Here is a 22,093-nt window from a genome sequence, read left to right as displayed (position 1 = left end):
GGCGAAGACCATGCAGAACGGGGCTCTCAGCGGTGCGGTGATCGCGGTGGCCGGCGCGGGCGGACCCGCCGGCCGGGCGGCACTGATCAGCCTCGCCGAGGCGGGGGCGACCGTCGTCGGTTCGGACAACGACCCGGAGCGGCTGTCGGAGGCCGTGGACGCCGCGAGCTACGCGCACGGCGGCGCGACGGTCACCGGGGACACGGTCGACCTGCTCGACCTGCAGGCCACCCGGGACTGGGCCGCCCGCATCGAGAAGGACTACGGCCACGTCGACGGTCTGGTCCACCTCGTCGGCGGCTGGCGCGGCAGCGAGACCTTCACCAGGACGAGTCTCGACGACTGGGACTTCCTGGAGATGCTGCTCGTCCGCACCGTGCAGCACACCTCCCTCGCGTTCCACGAGGCGCTGCAGCGCAGCGACCGCGGGCGCTACGTCCTGATCAGCGCCGCGGGTGCCAGCAAGCCCACCGCGGGCAACGCCGCCTACGCCGCGGCCAAGGCCGCCGCCGAGGCGTGGACGCTGGCCATGGCCGACTTCTTCCGCAAGGCCGGGGGCGCCGAGGGGCCGACGTCGGCGGCTGCGATCCTGGTGGTGAAGGCACTGGTGCACGACGCCATGCGCGCCGAGCGCCCCAACGCGAAGTTCGCGGGCTTCACCGACGTCAAGGACCTGGCCGAGGCCGTCGTGGGTGTCTGGGAGAAGTCCGCCGCCGAAGTGAACGGACACCGTCTGTGGCTCACCGAGAAGCCGTGAACCCACCCAAGAGCGACGCACGTCGCCACCACGACCCGCAGGTCCGCGGTTTCGCCAGCGACAACTACGCCGGGGTGCACCCGGAGGTGATGGCCGCCCTGGCCCTGGCCAACGGCGGCCACCAGGTCGCGTACGGCGAGGACGTCTACACCGAGAACCTCCAGCGGATCGTCCGCAGCCACTTCGGGGCCACGGCAGAGGCCTTCCCGGTCTTCAACGGCACCGGCGCCAACGTCGTCGCGCTCCAGGCGGTCACCGACCGCTGGGGCGCGGTGATCTGCGCCGAGAGCGCCCACATCAACGTCGACGAGGGCGGCGCGCCCGAGCGCATGGGCGGACTGAAGCTGCTCACCGTCCCCACCCTGGACGGCAAGCTCACCCCCGAGCTGATCGACCGGCAGGCGTACGGCTGGGAGGACGAGCACCGCGCGATGCCGCAGGTCGTCTCGATCACCCAGAGCACCGAGCTGGGCACGCTGTACACGCCCGACGAGATCCGCGCCATCTGCGAGCACGCGCACGCGCACGGGATGAAGGTGCACCTCGACGGCTCCCGGATAGCGAACGCCGCCGCCTCCCTGGACGTGCCGATGCGGACGTTCACGAACGCGGTCGGCGTCGACATCCTCTCCCTGGGCGGGACGAAGAACGGGGCGATGTTCGGCGAGGCCGTCGTCGTCGTCAACCAGGACGCCGTCCGCCGGATGAAGCACCTGCGCAAGCTGTCCATGCAGCTCGCCTCCAAGATGCGCTTCGTGTCGGTGCAGTTGGAGGCCCTGCTCGCCAAGGACCTCTGGCTGCGCAACGCCCGCCACGCCAACGAGATGGCCCAGCGCCTGGCCGAGGGCGTGCGGGCCGTGCACGGCGTCGAGATCCTCCACCCGGTGCAGGCCAACGGCGTCTTCGCGAAGCTCCCGCACGACGTGAGCGAGCGGCTGCAGAAGCGGTTCCGGTTCTACTTCTGGGACGAGGCGGCCGGCGTGGTGCGCTGGATGTGCGCCTTCGACACGACGGAGGAAGATGTGGACGCCTTCGTGGCGGCGCTCAAGGAGGAGATGGCGCGCTGACGGACGGCGCAAAACGAGCGGCGCCAACGGCCAATGTATAGGTATGCGGTCACCTGAAAAGTCATTGACTGTCGGGTGATCGCATTCCTATGCTCTCCAGCCATGGAGCTGATCCAGGAGAACCCCGACCTGTCTGCCTACCTGGCCGCTGACGAGGTCATCGACCATGACCATCCACGGGTGCGTGACACGGCCGCGCGCCTCGCCGAGGATGCGGCGGACTCGTATGCTTATGCGCGACTGGCGTATGAGTTCGTCCGCGACACGATTCCCCATTCGCAGGACTCCGGCGATCTGCGCGTCACCTGGCGCGCCTCCGACGTGCTGGAGCGGCGGACGGGCATCTGCTACGCCAAGGCGCACGCGCTGGCCGCGCTGCTGCGGGCCGAGGACATCCCCACCGCCCTGTGCTACCAGAAGTTCGACGTGGTGCACGGGCTCGTCGCCGTCCGCTTCAACGGCGCCTGGCACCGCCAGGACCCCCGGGGCAACAAGCCCGGTGTGAACGCCCAGTTCTCCCTGGACGGCGAACAGTTGGCCTTCACTCCCGACACCGAGGCCGGCGAACTGGACCACCCGGTCCTGTACGCCGCACCGCACCCGGCCGTCCTGAGCGCGCTGCAGGCCGCCCCCGACCGGCCGTCCCTGTGGCGAACGCTCCCCACGGCGCTGTGAGGGCCCCGCCGTGGCCGCGCTTGCCGGTGTCCCCGTCGCGCGCGACCGGCCGTAGCGGGTCCGGTGGACAACAGCCGAGCGGCCGTGGCGAGGGGCCCGACGCCGGGCTTCCGATTCCTGGCCGGGTCCTGTGGGCCGCCGCGGCCCGCCCCCGGCGCGGGGGCGGGGAGAGAGCCGTCAGCGGCTCTCGGCCTCGCGGACCTGCTCGGGCGTCGGCGCCGTGCCGCCGAGATGGGCCGGCATCCACCAGGTGTCGTTCGCGTCCTTGGGGCGCACCGGGTAGGCGCGCTGGGCGGCCTCCAGGAGCTCCTGGACGCGCTCGCGCAGCTGCCGGGTGATCGCGCCCGCGTACTTGTCGCGGGAGGCCTCGACCGCCTCGCCGACCCGGATGGTGATGGGGGTGTGGCTGCGCTTGAAGTTGCGCGGGTGCCCCTTGGTCCACAGCCGCTGCGTGCCCCACAGGGCCATCGGGATCAGCGGGACGCCCGCCTCCTGGGCCAGCCGGGCGGCACCCGACTTGAAGCTCTTCAGGGTGAACGACTCGGAGATGGTGGCCTCCGGGAAGACGCCGACGATCTCACCGGAACGCAGTGAGTCCAGGGCGTGCGCGTACGCCGCCTCGCCCTGCGTGCGGTCCACGGGGATGTGCTTCATGCCACGCATCAGCGGACCGGAGATCCGGTGCCGGAAGACCGAGTCCTTGGCCATGAACCGCACGAGACGCTTCTGTGGGAGCGCGGCCAGTCCGCTGAAGATGAAGTCGAGGTAGCTGATGTGATTGCTCACCAGCACGGCTCCGCCCGAGCGCGGGATGTTTTCCGACCCCTGGCAGTCGATCTTGAGGTCCCAGACCTTGAACAGCGTCTGGGCGAGGCCGACAACGGGGCGGTAGACAATCTCTGCCATGGGCGGGGCGGACCCTTCCTTCTCTCTGCCCGGGAGCACACCCCCGACGGCAAAGTTACGCAGCCGTAGGTTTACGGCATCTCGCAGATCGTGCCCGAAGAACGGCCGGGTAGCCAGCTCTGGTGCCGCCGAACCGCGAGATCCTCGTCACGTCTTCCCCCGAATCGCCCTGTGTCATCAGATCATCTTTACTCCGTACCTACATCACCCGGCGTACAAGCGGTACATGTCGGTGCATTTCGCACCTCCATGCGATACCCGAAGGCGGTGTCGAGGAACGCGGCCGCGAGTGCCGCCCGGTTGCCGCCGGTCACAGCCGGCCAGGCCCACGTCCGGGCAGACCAGCCCCACCGCCTGGGCGGACCGCGGCGGCTCCGGCGGCTCGGGCTCCGTCGCCGCGGGCGTCGGCCGGACGATGGTGGGGGAAATGCTCCCGGTGGCGGGAATCTTTGCCGTCTCGTGGATGCTGTGCGGGTGATGACCGGACTCCTGGTGTGCGCGGGGCGCTCGCGGTGGCGAGCGCCCACGGAGCGCTGCACCGGCGGCGGAGCGGGAGGGTGCGCGTGCGCGGGCGCGACGAAGGACAGCGGCTCGGAGCCGACCGGCTGGGCGGCGAACTCGGCGAACGGGCCACGCTCGTGCAGTTCTCCAGCGCCTTCTGCGCCCCCTGCCGGGCGACCCGCCGGATCCTCGGTGAGGTCGCCGGCCTGGTTCCCGGCGTGACCCACCTGGAGATCGACGCCGAGGCCCGTCTGGACCTCGTCCGCGAGCTCGGCATCCTCAAGACCCCGACCGTGCTCGTCCTGGACCGGGACGGCCGCGTCGTGCGCCGCGCCGCCGGTCAGCCGCGCAAGGCCGACGTCATCGCGGCCCTGGGGGAGGCGGTGTGAGGCCCGCGCCGGGGTGGGCGCGGCGTCTCCCGGATGCCGGGACGCACTTGACTGCGCGGACCACCTATCGTCAGCCTGACCGTATGCCTGAGGAACTCCTTCTCCACGGACGGGTCCACGTCGACCTCGCCCGTACCGCGAGCGCGTGCTGTCCGGGCCGTTGAGCACCCACGGATCTCCACGCCACCTCCCGCAGAAGGACACCTCCATGACGGCCACGTCCGGCCTCGGCACCCCCCAGCTCGCCTCACCCGACCTGCTGCGCTCCGTCTTCCGCCGTCACGCGGCCGGAGTGGCGGTGATCACCGCGTCCGGCGAGTCCGGCCCGGTCGGCTTCACCGCCACCTCCCTCACCTCGGTCTCCGCCGACCCGCCGATGCTCTCGTTCGGCGTCGGCACCGGCGCCTCCAGCTGGCCGGCGCTCTCCCGTGCCGGCCACGTCGGCGTGCACATACTCGGCGACCACCAGCAGGACCTGGCCGTCACCTTCGCCCGCAGCGGCGCCGACCGCTTCGGCGCCCCGACGGCGTGGCGGGAGGGGCCGGAGGGGGTGCCCGTCCTGGACGACGTGCTCGCCTGGCTGGTGTGCCGGGTCGTCGCGCGCGTGCCCGCGGGGGACCATCGCATCGTGCTGGCGGAGGTCGTCCTGGGTGATCCGGCCGGAGAGGGCCGCCCGCTGCTCTACCACCAGGGCCGGTTCACCGCTCTGCGCGATTGATCACTGCCCGGCTCTCCTGCGGGATCGTCGGATTCCGATTACGCTGCGTTGCGAAGGTCACAGTTCAAAGCGCTTGCTTAGCGGGAACGAACTGGGTGTACTGACGAGTAATATTTCGGTCGGAGCGCGGGTGGCCCCGATCGGGATCGGCCGCTTGTGGCGCCTATGCTGCCTGCAAGAAGGCAGCCGAGAACTGACGATGCAGTAGGAGAGCCGGCGTGAGCTTGAGGATCGTTGTCACTGTGAAGTACGTGCCCGACGCCACTGGCGACCGGCACTTCGCCGATGACCTGACCGTCGACCGGGACGACGTGGACGGTCTGCTCTCCGAGCTCGACGAGTACGCGGTCGAGCAGGCGCTGCAGATCTCCGAGAACTCCGACGACGACGTGGAGATCACCGTCCTGACGGTGGGCCCCGAGGACGCCAAGGACGCGCTGCGCAAGGCGCTGTCCATGGGTGCCGACAAGGCGATCCACGTCGAGGACGACGACCTGCACGGCACCGACGCCATCGGCACCTCCTTCGTGCTGGCCAAGGCAATCGAGAAGGCCGGCTACGACCTGGTCATCTCCGGCATGGCCTCCACCGACGGCACCGGCGGTGTGGTCCCCGCCCTGCTCGCCGAGCGCCTGGGCGTCCCGCAGGTCACCCTGCTGTCCGAGGTCTCCGTCGAGGACGGCACGGTCAAGGGCCGCCGCGACGGCGACGCCGCCTCGGAGCAGCTCGAGGCCTCCCTGCCGGCCGTCGTGTCGGTCACCGACCAGTCGGGTGAGGCGCGCTACCCGTCCTTCAAGGGCATCATGGCCGCCAAGAAGAAGCCGGTGGAGTCCTGGGACCTGTCGGACCTCGACATCGAGGCCGACGAGGTCGGCCTCGACGGCGCCTGGACCAAGGTCGACTCCGCTGCCGAGCGCCCGGCTCGCACCGCCGGCACGATCGTCAAGGACGAGGGCGAGGGCGGCAAGCAGCTCGCTGAGTTCCTCGCGAGCCAGAAGTTCATCTAAGGCTCGACACGCTGACCGCCCCTCAACTTTCGTACGCAGGAGAGCAATCCCATGGCTGAAGTCCTCGTCTACGTCGACCACGTGGACGGTGCCGTCCGCAAGCCCACCCTTGAGCTGCTGACCCTCGCCCGCCGCATCGGCGAGCCGGTCGCCGTCGCCCTGGGCGCCGGTGCGGAGAACACCGCCGCCGCGCTCGCCGAGCACGGCGCGGTGAAGGTGCTCACGCACGACGCGTCCGAGTACGCCGACTACCTGGTCGTGCCGAAGGTGGACGCGCTCCAGGCCGCCTACGAGGCCGTCTCCCCGGCCGCCGTGCTGGTGTCCTCCTCCGCGGAGGGCAAGGAGATCGCCGCCCGTCTGGCGCTGCGCATCGGCTCCGGCATCATCACCGACGCCGTCGACCTCGAGGCCGGCGACGAGGGTCCGGTGGCCACCCAGTCGGTGTTCGCCGCGTCCTTCACCACCAAGTCCCGGGTGTCCAAGGGCACCCCGGTCATCACCGTCAAGCCGAACTCGGCGGCGGTGGAGGCCGCTCCGGCCGCCGGCACGGTCGAGGCCCTGTCGGTGACCTTCGGCGCGCTCGCCACCGGCACCAAGGTCACCGGCCGCACGCCGCGTGAGTCGACGGGCCGTCCGGAGCTGACCGAGGCCGCGATCGTGGTCTCCGGTGGCCGCGGTGTCAACGGCGCGGAGAACTTCGCGATCATCGAGGCCCTCGCCGACTCCCTCGGCGCGGCCGTCGGTGCCTCGCGCGCCGCGGTGGACGCGGGCTGGTACCCGCACACCAACCAGGTCGGCCAGACCGGCAAGTCGGTCTCGCCGCAGCTGTACATCGCCAACGGCATCTCCGGCGCGATCCAGCACCGCGCCGGCATGCAGACCTCGAAGACGATCGTGGCCGTCAACAAGGACCCCGAGGCCCCGATCTTCGACCTGGTCGACTACGGCGTCGTCGGCGACCTGTTCGACGTCGTCCCTCAGCTCACCGAGGCGATCAAGGCCCGCAAGGGCTGATCACCGTCACCTGGTCCCGGTCACCTGGCCGTCGGATCAGCTGATCGCCGCCGGGCTCTACGAGGCCCCCGTGACCGGACCGGTCACGGGGGCCTCTGCGCGTCCCAGGCTCAGCGTGGCGCAGACCGGCAGATGGTCGCTCGGAAACCGTCCGCCCGGCGCGTAGCTGTCGATCCAGGCGCGGTGGACGGTGACGTCGGGAGTGGTCAGCAGCCAGTCGATCCGGTCGCCGTCCGGCACGGGAGGCCGGTAGTCGGAGAACGTGCCGTAGGCCGGACCGCGCCGGGCCGCCGCCTCCCAGGTGTCCACCAGACCGGCGTCGAGCAGGAGGTCGTACACCTCGTTGTCGTGGGCGACGGCGTTGAAGTCGCCGGTCACCACCACGGGCAGCGAGGGACCGAACTCCCTGATCCGCTCCACGATCAGGGCGGCGGCACGCACGCGTGCGTACTGGCTCGCGTTGTCGAGGTGCGTGTTGAGGACGCAGAACGCGCGTCCCGCGTCGAGCAGGTCACGGAATCGGACCCAGGTCACCATGCGCGGATGCGCCCCGCCCCAGGTGTTGGATCCCGTCACCCCGGGGGTGTCGGACAGCCAGAAGTGCGCGTAGGAGGTCGGGACGAGCCGCCGGTTGTCGTAGAGGATCGCCATCGACTCGTCGTCGCCGCCACCGCGGCCGGTGCCGATCCAGTCGTAGTGCGGGCCCAGGTCGGCCTCGATGTCGCGCACCTGCGGCAACCGGCCCTCCTGGGTGCCGATCACGTGCGGTGCCGCGCGGCGGAGCAGGTCGCGCATGGCCGGGCGGCGGTCGGCCCAGCTGTTCGGCTCGGCCGTGCTCGCGAAGCGCAGGTTGAACGTCATGGCCCTCAGCGGCGGGGCGGATGTCGTGCCGGGCGCGGCCGGGTGCCGGGGCCGCACGGGCCGCGGAGTCCCGCGCCGCGGGGCGGAGGCCCGCACCGTCCCCAGGACCGGTACCGCGGCGACGGCCGCCAGCGCCGTCCGCAGCCCACCGCGACGCGTGATCCCTCCGGTGCCCGGCATACGCCCCCTCCCCTTCGACAGTCAGGATGAAGGAGTGAACGGTGATGCGAAAGGCATGCAGGGGCGGCGGGCCCCGACCAGGGCGTGGACGGGGTGTTGACCGGTCGGAAGATCCACGGATAGCTTCGTTCTACGGATTGTTGATTCCGTAAAGCGGAAACAGGAGGGTGTGGGAATGGGTCAGGGCCAGCAGGAGACGGTGGCGACCAGCCTCGCCGGTACCGTCAGCCAGGAGATCAGCGCCTCCCTCGCCCCGGTCGACGCCGAACTCGAGCGCCGCTACCCCGGAGACCCCGGCACCCGCCAGCCCGTCCACACCGTCTACGTGCCCGGTGACGCCTTCACCGCCGACACCGTCCGCGCCTGGGGCGACCGGGCCCTGGCCGCGCTCGACGAGCACGCGCCGGACGCCGCGTCCTTCGGCGCCGTCCTCGGCCTTCCCGACGAACTGGCCGAGCCGGTCCACGCGCGCGTGCGCGCCAAGCTGGAGCGCGAGCCGATCGAGGACTTGCGCGTCGACTTCGAGGACGGCTACGGCCCCCGCCCGGACGCCGAGGAGGACGAGGCGGCCGCACGGGCCGCCCGGCTGATCGCCGAGGCCTGCGCGAAGGGCACGGCGGCGCCGTACATGGGCATCCGCATGAAGTGCATGGAGGCCGCCGTCCGCGACCGGGGCATCCGCACCCTGGACATCTTCCTCACCGGCCTGATGGAGGCCGGCGGCCTGCCCGACGGGCTGGTCCTGACCCTGCCGAAGGTGACCTACCCCGAACAGGTCGGCGCGATGGTCAGGCTCCTGGAGGCCTTCGAGAAGGCGCGCGGCCTCGCACCCGGCCGACTCGGCTTCGAGATCCAGATCGAGACCAGCCAGGCCATCCTCGCCGCCGACGGCACCGCCACCGTCGCCCGCATGATCCAGGCCGCCGAGGGCCGCGCCACCGGACTGCACTACGGGACCTTCGACTACAGCGCCTGTCTCGGCGTCTCCGCCGCCTACCAGGCCGGCGACCACCCGGCCGCCGACCACGCCAAGGCGGTCATGCAGGTCGCGGCGGCCGGCACCGGCGTACGCGTCTCGGACGGCTCGACGAACGTCCTGCCGGTCGGCCCCACCGAGAAGGTGCACGACGCCTGGCGCCTGCATTACGGCCTCACCCGCCGCGCCCTCGCCCGCGCCTACTACCAGGGCTGGGACATGCACCCCGGTCACCTCCCGACCCGGTACGCGGCGGTCTTCGCCTTCTACCGCGAGGGGTTCGCCCAGGCCGCCGAGCGCCTGTCCCGCTACGCCAACCGGGCCGGCGGCGACGTGATGGACGAGCCCGCCACCGCCAAGGCCCTCGGCGGCTACCTGCTGCGCGGTCTGGACTGCGGTGCGCTCGACCTCGCCGAGGTGACCGGGGCGACCGGTCTGTCCCGGGCCGCCCTGGAGGGTTTCGCGGCGCCCCGCCGGGGGGACCTGACGGCCTCGGCGCAGTAGTCCGGGCGGGGACCGGCCGGGGCGCCGCAGCCCCGGCCGGCCGCCGCTGCCCGGGCCGGCTACTGTTCGGGCCGGCTACTGCTCGGGAAAGGTGTACGGGGTGGTGATGATCTCCATGCCGTGTCCCGCCGGGTCCAGGAAGTACAGGCCCCGGCCGCCGTGGTGATGGTTGATCTCACCCGGCTGCTTCCCGTGCGGATCGGCGTAGTACGTGATCCCCGCCTGCTCGATCCGGTCGAACGCCGCGTCGAACTCCTCGTCGGAGACGAGGAACGCGTAGTGCTGCATGACGATCGACTCCGCCGGGATGGTGGCGAAGTCCAGGGTGACGCCGTTGCTCAGGCCGATCGGAACGAACGGGCCCCACTCGGTGCCGACTTCGAGTCCGAGGATGTGGGCGAGGAACTCCGCGGACTCCCGGTTGTCCCGCGCGTGGACGATGGTGTGGTTCAGCTCGACTGACATGTGTGGAATGCCTCCGTAAGGCAAACTCACGGGCACCTCCATGCCTCACCCGGCCGGTGACCGACACGCGATGCCGTGTGATCACCCTATCGGGTGAGGAGGTGTTCGAGCCCGGATTCCGTCCCCGGCTTGCCTCGGCGAGCGGTCGGATACCGATTCGTAGGCCGCGCGCCGACTCGGGTCGGTGACACCGGCAGGTGTACGGCACCCGCGTGAGCACACTCTCCGAGGTGAGGGGGTCAGCGGGCGGGCGGGACGAACTCGGGTCGGTCGAGCAGGCGCAGCCAGCTTCCGTCGGGCCGGCGCCGGACGACCTGCGCCCGCGCGCCGGCCCCGTCCTTCGGCGGGGTCGAGGTGAGGGCGACGCCGCCGCTGATCAGGGTCGGCAGCGGGTGTTCCGGCTCGAAGCGGGGACCGTGGGCCAGCACCTTCTCCCACAGGGCACGGATCGCCTCCCGCCCCACCGTCAGCTCGCCGGGCGGGTAGGCCATCACGGCGTCCTCCTCGTAGAGGGCGGCGACCCCGGCCGCGTCGCCGGCGTTGGACCGTTCGACGAACAAGCGGGTGATGTCTTCGGGGCGCATGGCCTTCTCGTACTCCGGCATGAATTCCTCCTGACGTCGGCTTCGGTGCTTTCCAGCGTGGCCGTCGACCGACCCAGAAGTCCAATCGATGGATCTTCTGCGAACTAGAATCTCCAGTCATGGAGCTGAGGCAGCTGGAGTACTTCGTCGCAGTCGCCGAGGAGCGGAACTTCACTCGGGCGGCCGAACGGGTGCACATCAGCCAGTCCGGCGTCAGCGCCCAGATCCGCCAGCTGGAACGGGAACTCGGTGCCGAGCTGTTCGACCGGTCCGCCCGCACCGTCACCCTCACCGCCGCGGGTAAGGCCGCGCTCGAACCCGCCCGCGCCGCACTCGCAGCCGCCGGGGCGGTCGGCCAGGCAGTGGGCGAGGTGACCGGTCTGATCCGGGGGCGGCTCACCGTCGGGATGGTCATCGGCTGCACCGTCACCCCGCTGTTCGACGCCCTCGCCGCGTTCCACCAGGCGCATCCAGGGGTGGAGATCTCGCTGCTGGAGGACAGCTCCGACCGGCTCGTCGAGGGAGTGCGCACCGGCGCTGTCGACGTGGCGCTCATCGGGGCCGCAGTCGCCACCCCCGACGGGCTGGAGGCGCTGACCGTCATCCGCGAGCGGCTCGTCGCGGCAGTCCCGGCCGGGCACCCTCTGGCCACACAGCGGCGGGTCACCCTGCGCGATCTGATCGCCCACCCGATCGTGTGCATGCCGCCAGGCACCGGCCTGCGCACGGTGTTCGACCAGGCCTGCGCCGCACAGAGCCTCCGGCCCGTGATCACTCTGCAAGCCAGCGCCCCGGACGCGATCGCCGACCTCGCCGCCCGCCGGCTCGCCGTCGCCGTCCTCAGCGAGTCCATGGCCGCGCACCACCGTGACCGGCTCACCGCCTGCACCATCGATGATCTGGACACACCCGCAGTGCTCGCCCTGATCTGGAAGAGCACGCACCACCCGGGGGTGCGTGAGTTGGTTGTGCACAGCCGGCAGGCCTTCACCGAGCCCGACCCCGCGACCTTCCCGCGAACCCACGGGCCCACCCCCTGACAGCGGGGCGTCGAACGTGCCGTCACCGCGGCGCACGCCGACTTCGCCGCCCTCCGGGCCGCCGGGGGCCTTCCGGGACGGGCGCCGGGAAGCGCGAAGGAGTCGGCCGCTCCGGGCCGGTTCAGAGAACATGATCGATCTCAGCGCCGGCCGGAGTCGGCCGGCCAGGCGCCGGGGCAGGTGAGCGGTTGGTCGTGCCGGGCGTCGCGAGCCGGACTCCCCTTCTGTTCGGAGCTCTGAGGCGTGCGGTGCCTGTCGCGTTCCCGCACGCGCGGCTCAGTCCGCCGGGGGCAGCTCGCCCGATCCTCGCGTGATGAGCCGGGTGGGCAGCTGGATGCGCTCGGGGGTGAGCAGGGTGCCGTCCAGTTGCTGGAAGAGGCGCTCGGCGGCAGTCCGGCCGAGGGCGGCCGCGTCCTGGGCGACCACGGTGACGCCCGGCTGGAGGAGGTCGGCGAGCTCCAGGTCGTCGAAGGCCACGAGGGCGACCCGCCGGGACTGCTCGGCGAGCACCCGGATGACGGTGACGGTCACCCGGTTGTTGCCCGAGAAGACGGCCGTGACCGGCGTGGGTCCGGACAGCATCTCCTCGGTCGCCCGGCGCACCCGCCCGGGATCCGTGACCCCGAGGGACATCCAGGCGTCCTCGATCGCTATGCCAGCGTCCTCCATGGCGGCCCGGTAGCCGCGCAGACGTTCCGCCGCGGTGTGGATGCGCGGCATGTCGCCGACGAAGCCGATCCGGCGGTGCCCGTGCGCGATGAGGTGGGCGACCCCCTCCCGGGCGCCCCCGAAGTTGTCCGACAGGACGCAGTCGGCGTCGATCCGGCCGGCCGGCCGGTCGACGAAGACCGTGGCCACGCCCGCCTTGATCTCGGGCTCCAGGTAGCGGTGGTCGTCCCCGGCCGGGATGACCACCAGGCCGTCCACCCGCCGCGCGCACAGCGCCAGCGCCAGCTCCTGCTCGCGGTCCGGGTCCTCGGCGCTGGAGCCGTTGATCAGCAGTGCGCCGTGGGCGCGGGCCACCTCCTCCACCGCGCGGCTGAGCGGACCGTAGAACGGGTCGGCGAGGTCCTCCAGGACCAGGCCGATGCTCGCGGTACGGCCCTTGCGCAGCACCCGCGCGCTGTCGTTGCGGCGGAAGCCGAGCGCGTCGATGGCCTCCTGGACGCGCCGCTCCGTCTCCGGCGTGACGCCCGGCTCGCCGTTCACCACCCGCGAGACGGTCTTCAGACCGACCCCCGCGCGTGCGGCGACGTCCTTCATGGTGGGACGGTTGCCGTAGCGAGTTCCGGAGAGGCCGACGGGGCGGCGGGGCGTCTCGGGCACGATGCGGTGTCCTGTCCTGTTGTCGCCGGGTATGTGGGCGTCCCGGGAGGTGTATGAGGAGGTGGCGTCGAGCATAGGCCCTGGACAACGTTGTCAGATGCGGGAGAGACTGTCCATCCGGCCCACGCCGCCTCCGCGCCGCGGGCCACCACACCTCTCCGGCCCACGCCCCCCACCGCTGGACCGGTCGGCCCTTTTCCACTGGTTGACGGGGAGAACCGAGACTTTGATGCACACCGACCTCGTGGCCGCGCTCGACATCGGCGGCACCAAGATCGCCGGAGCGCTGGTCGACGGCGACGGCACGATCCTGGCCCGCGCCCAGCGGCCCACGCCCGCCCAGGAGGACGGCGACACCGTGATGCGGGCCGTCGAGGCGGTGCTGCGTGATGTGACGGCATCGCCGCTGTGGGGGCGCGCGCACGCCGTGGGCATCGGCAGCGCGGGCCCGGTGGACGCCTCCACCGGCACGGTGAGCCCGGTGAACGTGCCCGGCTGGCGCGGCTATCCGCTGGTGGAGCGGGTCCGCGCGGTGACCGGGAATCTCCCCGTCGAGCTGATCGGCGACGGTGTGGCCATCACGGCCGCCGAGCACTGGCAGGGGGCCGCCCGCGGCCATGACAACGCGCTGTGCATGGTGGTCTCCACCGGCGTCGGAGGCGGTCTGGTCCTCGGTGGCCGACTGCACGCGGGCCCCACCGGCAACGCCGGCCACATCGGCCACATCAGCGTCGATCTCGACGGCGATCCGTGTCCGTGCGGGGCGCGGGGCTGCGTGGAGCGCCTCGCCAGCGGCCCGAACATCGCCCGCCGCGCCCTCGAGAACGGTTGGCGGCCCGGCCCGGACGGCGACACGTCCGCCGCCGCGGTGGCCGCGGCGGCCCGCGCGGGCGACCCGGTCGCCGTGGCCTCCTTCGAGCGTGCCGCCCAGGCCCTGGCCGCCGGTATCGCCGCCACCGCGACCCTCGTCGAGATCGACATCGCGGTGATCGGCGGAGGCGTGGGCAAGGCCGGCGACGTGCTCTTCACGCCCCTGCGGCGCTCGCTCGCCGACTACGCGACCCTGTCGTTCGTCCGGCGCCTGACCGTGGTGCCCGCCCGGACGGGCACCGACGCGGGGCTGGTGGGAGCGGCCGCGGCGGCGCTCGCGAGGCGGCCCGGGGTGACGGCGGCCGGGGTGTGAGGCAGCGACTGCCGGCGAGGGTGGGGCAGCGGCTGGCGGAACGTTCCTTCACCGGAGGCGAGGGCATCCGGATGAGGTCCGCGGCCGCAGACCCACGGGCAGCGGTCCGGCCGCCGTCGCCGGCTGGCCCCCCGGGACGTCTTCACCCACCGCACCGGTCGGTCTCGTCGGCGACCGGGCCCATGACGCCCCGGCTCTCGGCCGTCGGGGCGCCGGCGGTCATCCCGTCCGGTGCGCCTTTCGGTTGCCGCGTGACCTCCCGCGGGCTGCGCAGTTGATCCCGGCATGAAGAAGCGCAGCATGCTCGCCATCGCCTCCCTCGCCACCGGCTTCGTCGTCGCGGCGATCACCCCCTCGCACGGTCTCGGCGGTGAGGACCTCGACGGGCTGAACGTGGGGGACACCCTCAGCACGCTCGACCGGACCGTCGCCAGTGACAGCCTCTCGGGTGTCGACGAGAGGGCCCTGGGCGGCGACAGCGACTGACGGGTTCCGTACGAGGCCGTGGCGCCGGTCCCCACCGCGAGGGGGCCGGCGCCACGGCGTCGACGCGCCCTCAACGGATCGCGGTTTCCGTGGCAGGGTGGAGCGGGCAAGCCACAGGGGGCCAACAGAAGAGGGGGAAACGTGATCGTCTGGGTCAACGGTGCGTTCGGTGCGGGGAAGACCACCACCGCGCGCGAACTGATCGACCTGATCCCGAACAGCACGCTCTTCGACCCAGAGGTCATCGGCGCGGCGCTCCCGCATCTGCTGCCGCCCAAACGCCTCGCCGAGGTCGGCGACTTCCAGGACCTGCCGATCTGGCGACGGCTCGTGATCGACACCGCGGCGGCGCTGCTCGGTGAGCTCGGCGGCACCCTCGTCGTCCCCATGACGCTGCTGCGCCAGGAGTACCGTGACGAGATCTTCGGCGGCCTCGCCGCCCGGCGCATCCCGGTCCGGCATGTGCTCCTCGCCCCGGCGGAAACGATCCTGCGTGAGCGAATAGCCGGGCGGGAGGTCCCGCCCGACCTCCCCGACGGCGAGATGCGCGCGCGGCAGTGGTCCTACGACCACATCGAGCCGTACCGCGCCGCCCTCGCCGCCTGGCTCACCGCGGACGCCCACCCGGTCGACAGCAGCGACCTCACCCCGTACGAGACCGCCGTGCGCATAGCGGAGGCCGTCGCCAGTGGTGACGTGTCCGCCTGTGACATCGTGCAGACCCCCGAGCCCACCGCCGAGACGCTGGCCGCCGGGGTACTGCTCTTCGACGAGCGGGACCGGGTCCTGCTCGTCGACCCGACCTACAAGCCCGGCTGGGAGTTCCCCGGCGGTGTGGTGGAGCCCGGCGAGGCGCCCGCGCGCGCGGGCATGCGCGAGGTCGAGGAGGAGACCGGCGTCCGGCTGGACGACGTACCCCGGCTGCTCGTCGTCGACTGGGAACGGCCGACGCCTCCCGGATACGGCGGTCTGCGCCTCCTGTTCGACGGGGGCCGGCTGGACTCGGCGGCGGCCGAGGGGCTGCTGCTGCCCGGGCCTGAGCTGCGCGCCTGGCGCTTCGTCACGGAGGAGGAGGCGGCCGACCTGCTGCCGCCGGTCCGCTACGAGCGGCTGCGCTGGGCGTTGCGGGCCCGGGAGCGGGGAGCCGCGCTCTACCTGGAGGCGGGGATCCCGGTCGGCTGAGCCACGAGGCGCCGGGCGCGCCGCAGTGCCCGCGCCGGGTACGGGGCCGACCCTGTCCTCCTCCCGCAGCCGCCGCTCGACGTCGGTCATGACGCCGGCGACCGGAGCGTGGCGGCCGAGGAGGGCGGCGGTCCCGTTCGGGATCCCTCGGGCCGCAGTCCCTCGGCGCAGGCGCGGGACGGTTCGTGGTGGGCGGACGGCCGCGTGCCGGAGGCCGTGATCGTCGTCGTCAGCGTGGGGCATGATGTGTGTCAGCCGCTTCGCGCAGGACGGCCGAGGCCCGTTCGGTCACCGGGTCGCCGTGGCCGAAACAGGCCACGTCCGCCTCCAGGCCCGCCAGTCGCCGGAGGGCGGCGAGCACCAGGGTCCGGTCAAGATTGAACACGCCCGGCATGACCGCCCCGTCGACGGGTGAGGCGGCGATCGTGTCGCCCGTGAACAGCACCCTGTGGCGCGGCAGGTGCAGCGCGATGCTGCCGTGGGTGTGTCCGGGTACGTGGACCACCCGTGCGCCGTCGCCGAAGCCGAGGACGTCGCCGTCGGCCACCTCGGTGATCTCCGCGGGCCGCGCGAAGTCGCCGGAGGGCAGCCGGCTCAGTGCGGCGGCGTGCAGGGGGCGCTCCCAGTCCTCCAGTACCGGTGGCGGGGCGGGGACCCGGCGCCGCAGGACGTCCACGTCCGCCATGTGCGCCAGCACCCGCGCCCCGGACAGGGCCGCGAACTCGGCGGCTCCGCCCGCGTGGTCCTCGTGGAAGTGGGTCAGCACGACACGCCGTACGGCCCGCGGGGTGTGCCCCAGGGCCGTCACCGCGCCGGCGATCGCCTTTCCGGAGCCGGGCGGCCCGGCGTCGACGAGCGTCAACGCGCCGCCGTCGCGCCAGAGGTAGGCCTGGCCGACCGGGAAGCGCAGGAGGTGGAGACGGGGGAGGAGTTCTACGACGTCCATGGGACGACCGTAGAGAGGGCCCCGCCCGCGGGCGGGGCCCTCTGCCGAGGGCAGAGCCGGCGGATCAGCTCGCCGCGTAGGTGCGCAGGAACAGGGCCTCCGCCACCGAGAGGCGCTCCAGCTCCTCCGGGGACACGCTCTCGTTGACCGCGTGGATCTGGGCCTCAGGCTCGCTCAGGCCGATGAGGAGGATCTCCGCGTGCGGGTAGAGGGCGGCGAGGGTGTTGCACAGCGGGATGGAGCCGCCCTGGCCGGCGTACTGCATCTCCTGGCCCGGGTAGGCCACCGCCATCGCCTCGGCCATCGCCGCGTACGCAGGGCTCGCGGTGTCGGCGCTGAACGGCTGGCCCTGGCCGATCTGTTCGGTCTGCACGCGCGCCCCCCACGGGGTGTGCGCCTCCAGGTGGGCCTGGAGCAGCTTGGTCGCCTCCGCCGCGTCGACGCCCGGCGGCACCCGCAGGCTGATCAGCGCGCGGGCGCTCGCCTGCACGGACGGGGTGGCGCCGACGACCGGCGGGCAGTCGATGCCGAGGACGGTCACGGCCGGGCGGGCCCAGATGCGGTCGGCGACCGTGCCGGAGCCGATCAGCTGCACGCCGTCGAGGACCTTGGCGTCCTCGCGGAACTGCTCCTCGTCGTACTGCAGGCCTTCCCAGGGCGCGCCGTCGGTCAGGCCGTCGACGGTCGTCGAGCCGTCCTCGGCGCGCAGCGAGTCCAGGACGCGGATCAGTGCGCCGAGCGCGTCGGGGGCCGCGCCGCCGAACTGGCCGGAGTGCAGGTTGCCCGCCAGCGTGTCGATCCGCACCCGCAGCATGGTCATGCCGCGCAGGGTGGAGGTGACGGTGGGCAGGCCGACCCGGAAGTTGCCGGCGTCGCCGATGACGATGGTGTCGGCCTTCAGCAGCTCCGGGTGCCGCTCCGCGTAGCGCTCCAGGCCACCCGTGCCCTGCTCCTCGGAACCCTCGACGATCACCTTGACGTGGACCGGGACCCCGCCGTTCGCCTTGAGGGCGCGCAGGGCCAGCAGGTGCATGATGAAGCCGCCCTTGCAGTCGGCGGTGCCACGCCCGTACCAGCGGCCGTCGCGCTCGGTCAGTTCGAAGGGCGGGGTCGCCCAGCCGGCCTCGTCCAGGGGCGGCTGCACGTCGTAGTGGGCGTAGAGCAGGACGGTCCGGGCGCCCGCGGGCCCGGGCAGGTAGCCGTAGACGGACTGGGTTCCGTCCGGGGTGTCGAGCAGGGCCACGTCCTCGAAGCCCTCGGTGCGCAGCGCGTCCGCTATCCAGTTCGCCGCGGCCTCGCTCTCGCTCCTGGGGAACTGGTCGAAGTCCGCCACCGACTTGAAGGCGACCAGTTCGGCGAGCTCCGCCCTGGCCCTGGGCATCAGGGAGGCGATGGTCTCGGCGACCGGATGCGACGACATGGGCACGCTCCTTGTGGGTGCGACGTTGTACCGATGAGTGCCGACGATCCTCCCACAGCGGGCTGTGACGATCTCGGTCGTAGGATGCGGGGGACAGGTGCGGCAGGCGGCTTGATCGGGAGCAGTAGACCATCGTGAGCAGCGAGAACTCTTCGGCGGACGACGTGCGGCGGGTGTGGGACGTGGTCGTGGTGGGCGCGGGACCCGCGGGGGCTTCGGCCGCCTACGCGGCGGCGGTCACGGGGCGGCGCGTGCTGTTGCTGGAGAAGGCGGAGCTGCCCCGCTACAAGACGTGCGGCGGCGGCATCATCGGCCCCTCACGCGACGCGCTGCCCCCCGGCTTCGAGCTGCCCCTGCGGGACCGGGTGCACGCCGTGACGTTCTCCCACAACGGGCGCTTCACGCGTACCCGCCGCTCCCGGCAGATGCTGTTCGGCCTGATCAACCGGCCCGAGTTCGACCAACAGCTCGTCGAGCACGCCCAGAAGGCGGGCGCCGAGGTGCGCACCGGCGTCACCGTGCAGCGTGTCGAGCAGCACGGCTCGGCGGTGCCGGACCGGCGGACGGTCGCGGTCGTGCTGCAGGGCGGCGAGACGCTGCTGGCCCGCGCGGTCGTCGGCGCCGACGGCAGCGCCAGCCGCATAGGAGCGCACGTCGGGGTGAAGCTCGACCAGGTGGACCTCGGCCTGGAGGCGGAGATCCCGGTCCCGGAGACGGTCGCCGAGGACTGGAAGGGGCGGGTGCTCATCGACTGGGGCCCGATGCCCGGCAGTTACGGCTGGGTGTTCCCCAAGGGCGACACGCTGACGGTCGGGGTGATCTCGGCGCGCGGTGAGGGCGCCGCCACCAAGCGGTACCTGGAGGACTTCGTCGGGCGGCTCGGTCTCGCCGGCTTCGAACCGAGCATCTCCTCCGGCCATCTGACCCGCTGCCGCGCCGACGACTCCCCGCTCTCACGCGGGCGGGTACTGGTCTGCGGGGACGCGGCGGGTCTCCTCGAGCCGTGGACCCGGGAGGGCATCTCCTTCGCGCTGCGCTCGGGCCGGCTCGCGGGCGAGTGGGCGGTCCGCATCGCGGAGGCGCACGACGCGGTCGACACCCGCCGCCAGGCCCTGAACTACGCGTTCGCGGTCAAGGCGGGTCTCGGGGTGGAGATGAGCGTCGGCAAGCGGATGCTGGCCGCGTTCGAGCGCCGCCCGGGTCTCTTCCACGCGGCCCTGACCGGCTTCCGCCCCGCCTGGCGGGCGTTCACGGACATCACCCGCGGCCGGACGACGCTGGGCGAACTCGTCCGGACCCACCCGCTCGCCCAGCGCGCGCTGACCATGATGGACCGGCGGCAGGCGGTCGAGGAGAGCGGTTCCTGAGAGGCCGGCTCAGCCCTCGACCGTGATCCGGAACACCGGGTGGTCGGGGGCGGCGGCCACGATCTCCGCGTCGGTGGACCTGGCCGTGACCCCGTTGAAGTACTGGTTGACCTCCCAGCCCCACTTCTCCAGGTAGGTCCGCAGGATCGGGAGCTTCTCCGCGTCGGAGAGCTCCACCGCGGAGAACGCGCGGACCTTGCGGCCCACGCGCAGTTCGCCCCCGCCGGCGGCGCGCATGTTGCGCACCCACTGGGAGTGGCCGCGGGCCGAGACCAGGTACCGCCCGCCCCCGTACGTGTGCGGGTTGACCGGGATGCGCTGCATCCGACCGCTCTTGCGGCCCCGCACGGACATCTCCGCCGTGCCCGCGATGCTGAGCCCGTGCCGGGCCAGCCAGCCGATGACGCTGTTGAGACGGACGTTGAGCGGGCTGCCCTTGAGGTAGTACGGCGACGACGACATGGTGACCCCCGGCTTCTGGGAGAGCGGTGCTCTCGCTCACGAGGAGTCTGCACCCGATCGGTGATCCATCGCAAGAGCAGTGCTCTCTTTTTTGTTCGGCGCTCTCGCTTGTGTGCACTGCTCCGTCCGCATGGGACACTGGCTCCATGAGCAGCAGCGCACGAGGGGCACGAGCCCGCGCCCGGATCGAAGTCACCGCCGCCATCAAGGACGAGGCCCGCAGGCAGCTCGCGGCCGAGGGCGCCGCCAAACTCTCCCTGCGGGCCGTGGCCCGGGAGCTCGGCCTGGTCTCGTCCGCGCTGTACCGCTACTTCCCGAGCCGCGACGACCTCCTCACCGCGCTCATCATCGACGCCTACGACTCCCTGGGCGAGAGCGCGGAGGCAGCCCACGCGGCCGTCGGGGACGCCGGCCCCGTGCGGCGCTGGGTCGCGGTCTGCGAGGGGGTCCGCGGCTGGGCACTGGCGCACCCGCACGAGTACGCCCTGATCTACGGCTCGCCGGTGCCCGGCTACAGCGCGCCCGAGACGACGGTCCCCGCCGCCGCCCGCGTCGGCACCCTCCTCATCGACATCGTGCGCGACGCGCGGCGGGGGCGGACCCGGCCCGTCGAGCCGCCGCTCCCCGCCGACCTGCGTCCAGACGCGGAGCGGATGGCGGCCGACCTGGCGCCCGACCTGCCCCCGGAGGCGGTCGCGGCGCTGGTCGCGGCCTGGGCCCAGCTGTACGGGCTGGTGGGCTTCGAGGTGTTCGGACAGTTCCACCGGGTGGTGGAGGAGCGCGAGCCGTTCTTCCGGCACGCGGTGACACGGCTGGCCCACGGGGTGGGACTGACCTGACGAGCGGCACGGCCGGTGGCGCGTACCGCACTCGGTCCTCCCGGCGTACTTCGTCGGGAGGACGCCCGGTCACCTCGCCCGGTGGGCGTCCGGCGCGGCCCGGGGCGTCCAGCGGGGCGGACATGGACGAGGAGCGGGTGCGTGAGCGCGGCGGGCCGGCCCGGTGGGGACGGTACGGGCCGCCCTGGGCCGGCCACCCGCAGGACGCGGAAAGCAGGCGCGCACCGCGCTCGCCACCGGCAAGGAGGCCCTCGGCGCGGTGCGCCAGGTCCTGGAAATCCTCCGCACCCCGGGCCACGCCCCGCACGCCCCGGCGCCCGGCCTGGACCGGCTCCCCGAGCTGGTGGAGCAGGCCCGGCGCGCCGGACCTGACCGTCGAGGTGACGGGGGAGCCGCCCCGGCTGCCGCCCGGTACGGACCTCGCCGCGTTCCGGATCGTCCAGGAGGCCCTCACCGACGTCGTACGCCCCTCGGGCTCCCGACGTGCGTGCGTGCACCTCGGACGCGGGCGGGACGCTGCGGTTGCGGATCGACGACGGGCCGGCGGCGCACGCCGACGCGGGCGGCGGCAACGGGACGCGGGCATGCGGGAGCGGGCCACGGCCCTGGGGGCACGATCGAGGCGGGACCGCGGAAGGACGGCTGCTTCCGGGCGCCGACCGTCCTGCCGGCCGGGACGGAGGAGGAGCAGACGTGAGCCGGGCTGCCGTCGAAGGCCGGGGAGGACCGGTGATCCGCGTCCTGCTCGCCGGCGACCAGTCACTGGTGCGGGCGGGGTTCCAACGCGCTGCTGGACGCTCAGCCCGACATGGAGGTCGCGGGGAGGCCGCCGACGGTGAGGAGGCGGTGCGTCAGGTGCGGGCGCTGCGACCGGACGTCGTCCTGACGGACATCCGCAAGCCCCGGCTCGACGGGCCGGCCGCGACCTGCCGGATCACCGAGGACGAGGCGCTCACCGAGGTGAAGGCGGTCATACGGACCACCTTCGCGCTGGACGAGTACGTCCTCGAAGCGATCCGCTCGGGCGCCTCCGGCTTCCTCGTCAAGGACACCGAGCCGGACGAACTCCTGCGCGCCGTGCGGGCGGTGGTGGCCGGTGACGCGCTGTTCCCGCCGGCGTGACCCGCCGACTGATCGCCGAGTTCGCCGCGCGGTCCAAGGAGCCCGCGGCGCGGGCGCGTCGGGCCGGCTCACCGAGCGGGCGCGGGAGGTGATGGCGCTGGTCGGGATCGACCTGT

The 22,093-nt window shown here is 72.7% G+C and carries 23 protein-coding genes and 2 pseudogenes; 17 read left to right on the top strand and 8 right to left on the bottom strand.

Translation table 11 applies throughout. The features are described 5' to 3' along the window. Window positions 1-10: 10 nt before the first annotated feature. From ACIBBD_RS04360 to ACIBBD_RS04350, 3 genes are all read left to right on the top strand, one after another. Window positions 11-757 (top strand): SDR family NAD(P)-dependent oxidoreductase, encoded by a 747-nt coding sequence (locus ACIBBD_RS04360; protein WP_399418126.1) that lies wholly within the window; start codon window positions 11-13, stop codon window positions 755-757. Further along, the gene (locus ACIBBD_RS04355) at window positions 754-1,824 is read left to right on the top strand and encodes a threonine aldolase family protein (RefSeq protein WP_399417764.1); all 1,071 of its coding nucleotides are present in this window, start codon (window positions 754-756) and stop codon (window positions 1,822-1,824) included. Before ACIBBD_RS04360 ends, ACIBBD_RS04355 begins: the two co-directional genes overlap by 4 nt. A 102-nt stretch (window positions 1,825-1,926) precedes the next feature. Beyond that, complete coding sequence (locus ACIBBD_RS04350) at window positions 1,927-2,499, top strand: transglutaminase domain-containing protein (protein WP_399417763.1); 573 nt, start codon at window positions 1,927-1,929, stop codon at window positions 2,497-2,499. Between the two features lie 177 nt (window positions 2,500-2,676). Here the strand turns inward: ACIBBD_RS04350 and ACIBBD_RS04345 are convergent, their stop codons facing one another. Next, window positions 2,677-3,405 carry a lysophospholipid acyltransferase family protein gene (locus tag ACIBBD_RS04345; protein ID WP_399417762.1) on the bottom strand — a complete coding sequence of 243 codons (729 nt, stop codon included), beginning with the start codon at window positions 3,403-3,405 and terminating at the stop codon, window positions 2,677-2,679. Window positions 3,406-3,882: 477 nt separating this feature from the next. On the opposite strand from ACIBBD_RS04345, the pseudogene ACIBBD_RS04340 reads away from it, so the two are divergent. The 5 genes and pseudogenes from ACIBBD_RS04340 to ACIBBD_RS04320 all read left to right on the top strand — a co-directional run bounded on the left by ACIBBD_RS04340 (window position 3,883) and on the right by ACIBBD_RS04320 (window position 7,034). Continuing rightward, window positions 3,883-4,295, top strand: a pseudogene (locus tag ACIBBD_RS04340) (thioredoxin family protein). 83 nt (window positions 4,296-4,378) lie between these two features. Next, a complete protein-coding gene (locus tag ACIBBD_RS04335; RefSeq protein WP_399098874.1) occupies window positions 4,379-4,459 on the top strand; it encodes a putative leader peptide in 81 nt (26 codons plus the stop codon). Between the two features lie 44 nt (window positions 4,460-4,503). Beyond that, entirely contained in the window at window positions 4,504-5,013 is a 510-nt protein-coding gene (locus tag ACIBBD_RS04330) for a flavin reductase family protein (protein WP_399417761.1), read from the top strand. 218 nt (window positions 5,014-5,231) lie between these two features. After that, window positions 5,232-6,020 (top strand): electron transfer flavoprotein subunit beta/FixA family protein, encoded by a 789-nt coding sequence (locus ACIBBD_RS04325; RefSeq protein ID WP_399417760.1) that lies wholly within the window; start codon window positions 5,232-5,234, stop codon window positions 6,018-6,020. A gap of 51 nt (window positions 6,021-6,071) precedes the next feature. After that, entirely contained in the window at window positions 6,072-7,034 is a 963-nt protein-coding gene (locus ACIBBD_RS04320; protein WP_399417759.1) for an electron transfer flavoprotein subunit alpha/FixB family protein, read from the top strand. A gap of 57 nt (window positions 7,035-7,091) precedes the next feature. Here the strand turns inward: ACIBBD_RS04320 and ACIBBD_RS04315 are convergent, their stop codons facing one another. After that, entirely contained in the window at window positions 7,092-8,075 is a 984-nt protein-coding gene (locus ACIBBD_RS04315) for an endonuclease/exonuclease/phosphatase family protein (RefSeq protein WP_399417758.1), read from the bottom strand. 175 nt (window positions 8,076-8,250) lie between these two features. Between ACIBBD_RS04315 and ACIBBD_RS04310 the strand changes: the two genes are divergently transcribed. Beyond that, a complete protein-coding gene (locus ACIBBD_RS04310; protein WP_399417757.1) occupies window positions 8,251-9,555 on the top strand; it encodes a DUF6986 family protein in 1,305 nt (434 codons plus the stop codon). 75 nt (window positions 9,556-9,630) lie between these two features. On the opposite strand, the gene ACIBBD_RS04305 is transcribed toward ACIBBD_RS04310, so the two are convergent. Beyond that, window positions 9,631-10,020: a VOC family protein gene (locus ACIBBD_RS04305; protein ID WP_399417756.1), complete on the bottom strand. Its 390-nt coding sequence runs from the start codon at window positions 10,018-10,020 to the stop codon at window positions 9,631-9,633. 239 nt (window positions 10,021-10,259) lie between these two features. After that, window positions 10,260-10,625, bottom strand: a complete 366-nt coding sequence (locus ACIBBD_RS04300) for a YybH family protein (protein WP_399417755.1) — start codon at window positions 10,623-10,625, stop codon at window positions 10,260-10,262. A gap of 98 nt (window positions 10,626-10,723) precedes the next feature. Between ACIBBD_RS04300 and ACIBBD_RS04295 the strand changes: the two genes are divergently transcribed. Then, on the top strand, window positions 10,724-11,644 hold the full coding sequence (locus ACIBBD_RS04295) for a LysR family transcriptional regulator (protein ID WP_399417754.1): 921 nt from the start codon (window positions 10,724-10,726) through the stop codon (window positions 11,642-11,644). A 276-nt stretch (window positions 11,645-11,920) separates the two neighbouring features. On the opposite strand, the gene ACIBBD_RS04290 is transcribed toward ACIBBD_RS04295, so the two are convergent. After that, window positions 11,921-12,970 (bottom strand): LacI family DNA-binding transcriptional regulator, encoded by a 1,050-nt coding sequence (locus tag ACIBBD_RS04290; RefSeq protein ID WP_399417753.1) that lies wholly within the window; start codon window positions 12,968-12,970, stop codon window positions 11,921-11,923. 229 nt (window positions 12,971-13,199) lie between these two features. Here ACIBBD_RS04290 and ACIBBD_RS04285 point away from each other — a divergent pair, with 229 nt between their 5' ends. The 3 genes from ACIBBD_RS04285 to ACIBBD_RS04275 all read left to right on the top strand — a co-directional run bounded on the left by ACIBBD_RS04285 (window position 13,200) and on the right by ACIBBD_RS04275 (window position 15,821). Further along, window positions 13,200-14,153, top strand: a complete 954-nt coding sequence (locus tag ACIBBD_RS04285; RefSeq protein ID WP_399417752.1) for an ROK family protein — start codon at window positions 13,200-13,202, stop codon at window positions 14,151-14,153. Between the two features lie 285 nt (window positions 14,154-14,438). Continuing rightward, on the top strand, window positions 14,439-14,639 hold the full coding sequence (locus ACIBBD_RS04280) for a hypothetical protein (RefSeq protein WP_399417751.1): 201 nt from the start codon (window positions 14,439-14,441) through the stop codon (window positions 14,637-14,639). Between the two features lie 141 nt (window positions 14,640-14,780). Continuing rightward, on the top strand, window positions 14,781-15,821 hold the full coding sequence (locus ACIBBD_RS04275) for an NUDIX domain-containing protein (RefSeq protein WP_399417750.1): 1,041 nt from the start codon (window positions 14,781-14,783) through the stop codon (window positions 15,819-15,821). A 229-nt stretch (window positions 15,822-16,050) separates the two neighbouring features. On the opposite strand, the gene ACIBBD_RS04270 is transcribed toward ACIBBD_RS04275, so the two are convergent. Beyond that, window positions 16,051-16,767: an MBL fold metallo-hydrolase gene (locus ACIBBD_RS04270; protein WP_399417749.1), complete on the bottom strand. Its 717-nt coding sequence runs from the start codon at window positions 16,765-16,767 to the stop codon at window positions 16,051-16,053. 64 nt (window positions 16,768-16,831) lie between these two features. Next, the gene (locus tag ACIBBD_RS04265) at window positions 16,832-18,187 is read right to left on the bottom strand and encodes a dipeptidase (protein WP_399417748.1); all 1,356 of its coding nucleotides are present in this window, start codon (window positions 18,185-18,187) and stop codon (window positions 16,832-16,834) included. Between the two features lie 134 nt (window positions 18,188-18,321). On the opposite strand from ACIBBD_RS04265, the gene ACIBBD_RS04260 reads away from it, so the two are divergent. After that, window positions 18,322-19,554, top strand: a complete 1,233-nt coding sequence (locus tag ACIBBD_RS04260) for a geranylgeranyl reductase family protein (RefSeq protein ID WP_399417747.1) — start codon at window positions 18,322-18,324, stop codon at window positions 19,552-19,554. Window positions 19,555-19,563: 9 nt separating this feature from the next. On the opposite strand, the gene ACIBBD_RS04255 is transcribed toward ACIBBD_RS04260, so the two are convergent. Further along, window positions 19,564-20,016 carry a nitroreductase family deazaflavin-dependent oxidoreductase gene (locus tag ACIBBD_RS04255; RefSeq protein ID WP_399417746.1) on the bottom strand — a complete coding sequence of 151 codons (453 nt, stop codon included), beginning with the start codon at window positions 20,014-20,016 and terminating at the stop codon, window positions 19,564-19,566. 146 nt (window positions 20,017-20,162) lie between these two features. On the opposite strand from ACIBBD_RS04255, the gene ACIBBD_RS04250 reads away from it, so the two are divergent. The 3 genes and pseudogenes from ACIBBD_RS04250 to ACIBBD_RS04240 all read left to right on the top strand — a co-directional run bounded on the left by ACIBBD_RS04250 (window position 20,163) and on the right by ACIBBD_RS04240 (window position 21,977). Continuing rightward, complete coding sequence (locus ACIBBD_RS04250) at window positions 20,163-20,855, top strand: TetR/AcrR family transcriptional regulator (RefSeq protein ID WP_399417745.1); 693 nt, start codon at window positions 20,163-20,165, stop codon at window positions 20,853-20,855. 211 nt (window positions 20,856-21,066) lie between these two features. After that, a pseudogene (locus ACIBBD_RS04245) lies at window positions 21,067-21,552 on the top strand (sensor histidine kinase); the annotation flags it as partial. Then, entirely contained in the window at window positions 21,549-21,977 is a 429-nt protein-coding gene (locus tag ACIBBD_RS04240; RefSeq protein ID WP_399417744.1) for a response regulator transcription factor, read from the top strand. The pseudogene ACIBBD_RS04245 and the gene ACIBBD_RS04240, both read left to right, overlap by 4 nt. Window positions 21,978-22,093 lie beyond the last annotated feature (116 nt).

This window comes from Streptomyces sp. NPDC051315 (genome assembly GCF_044455165.1).
GTDB lineage: Bacteria > Actinomycetota > Actinomycetes > Streptomycetales > Streptomycetaceae > Streptomyces.
The sequence above is the reverse complement of the archived record's forward strand: the minus strand, read 5'-3'. Positions and strand labels throughout refer to the sequence as shown.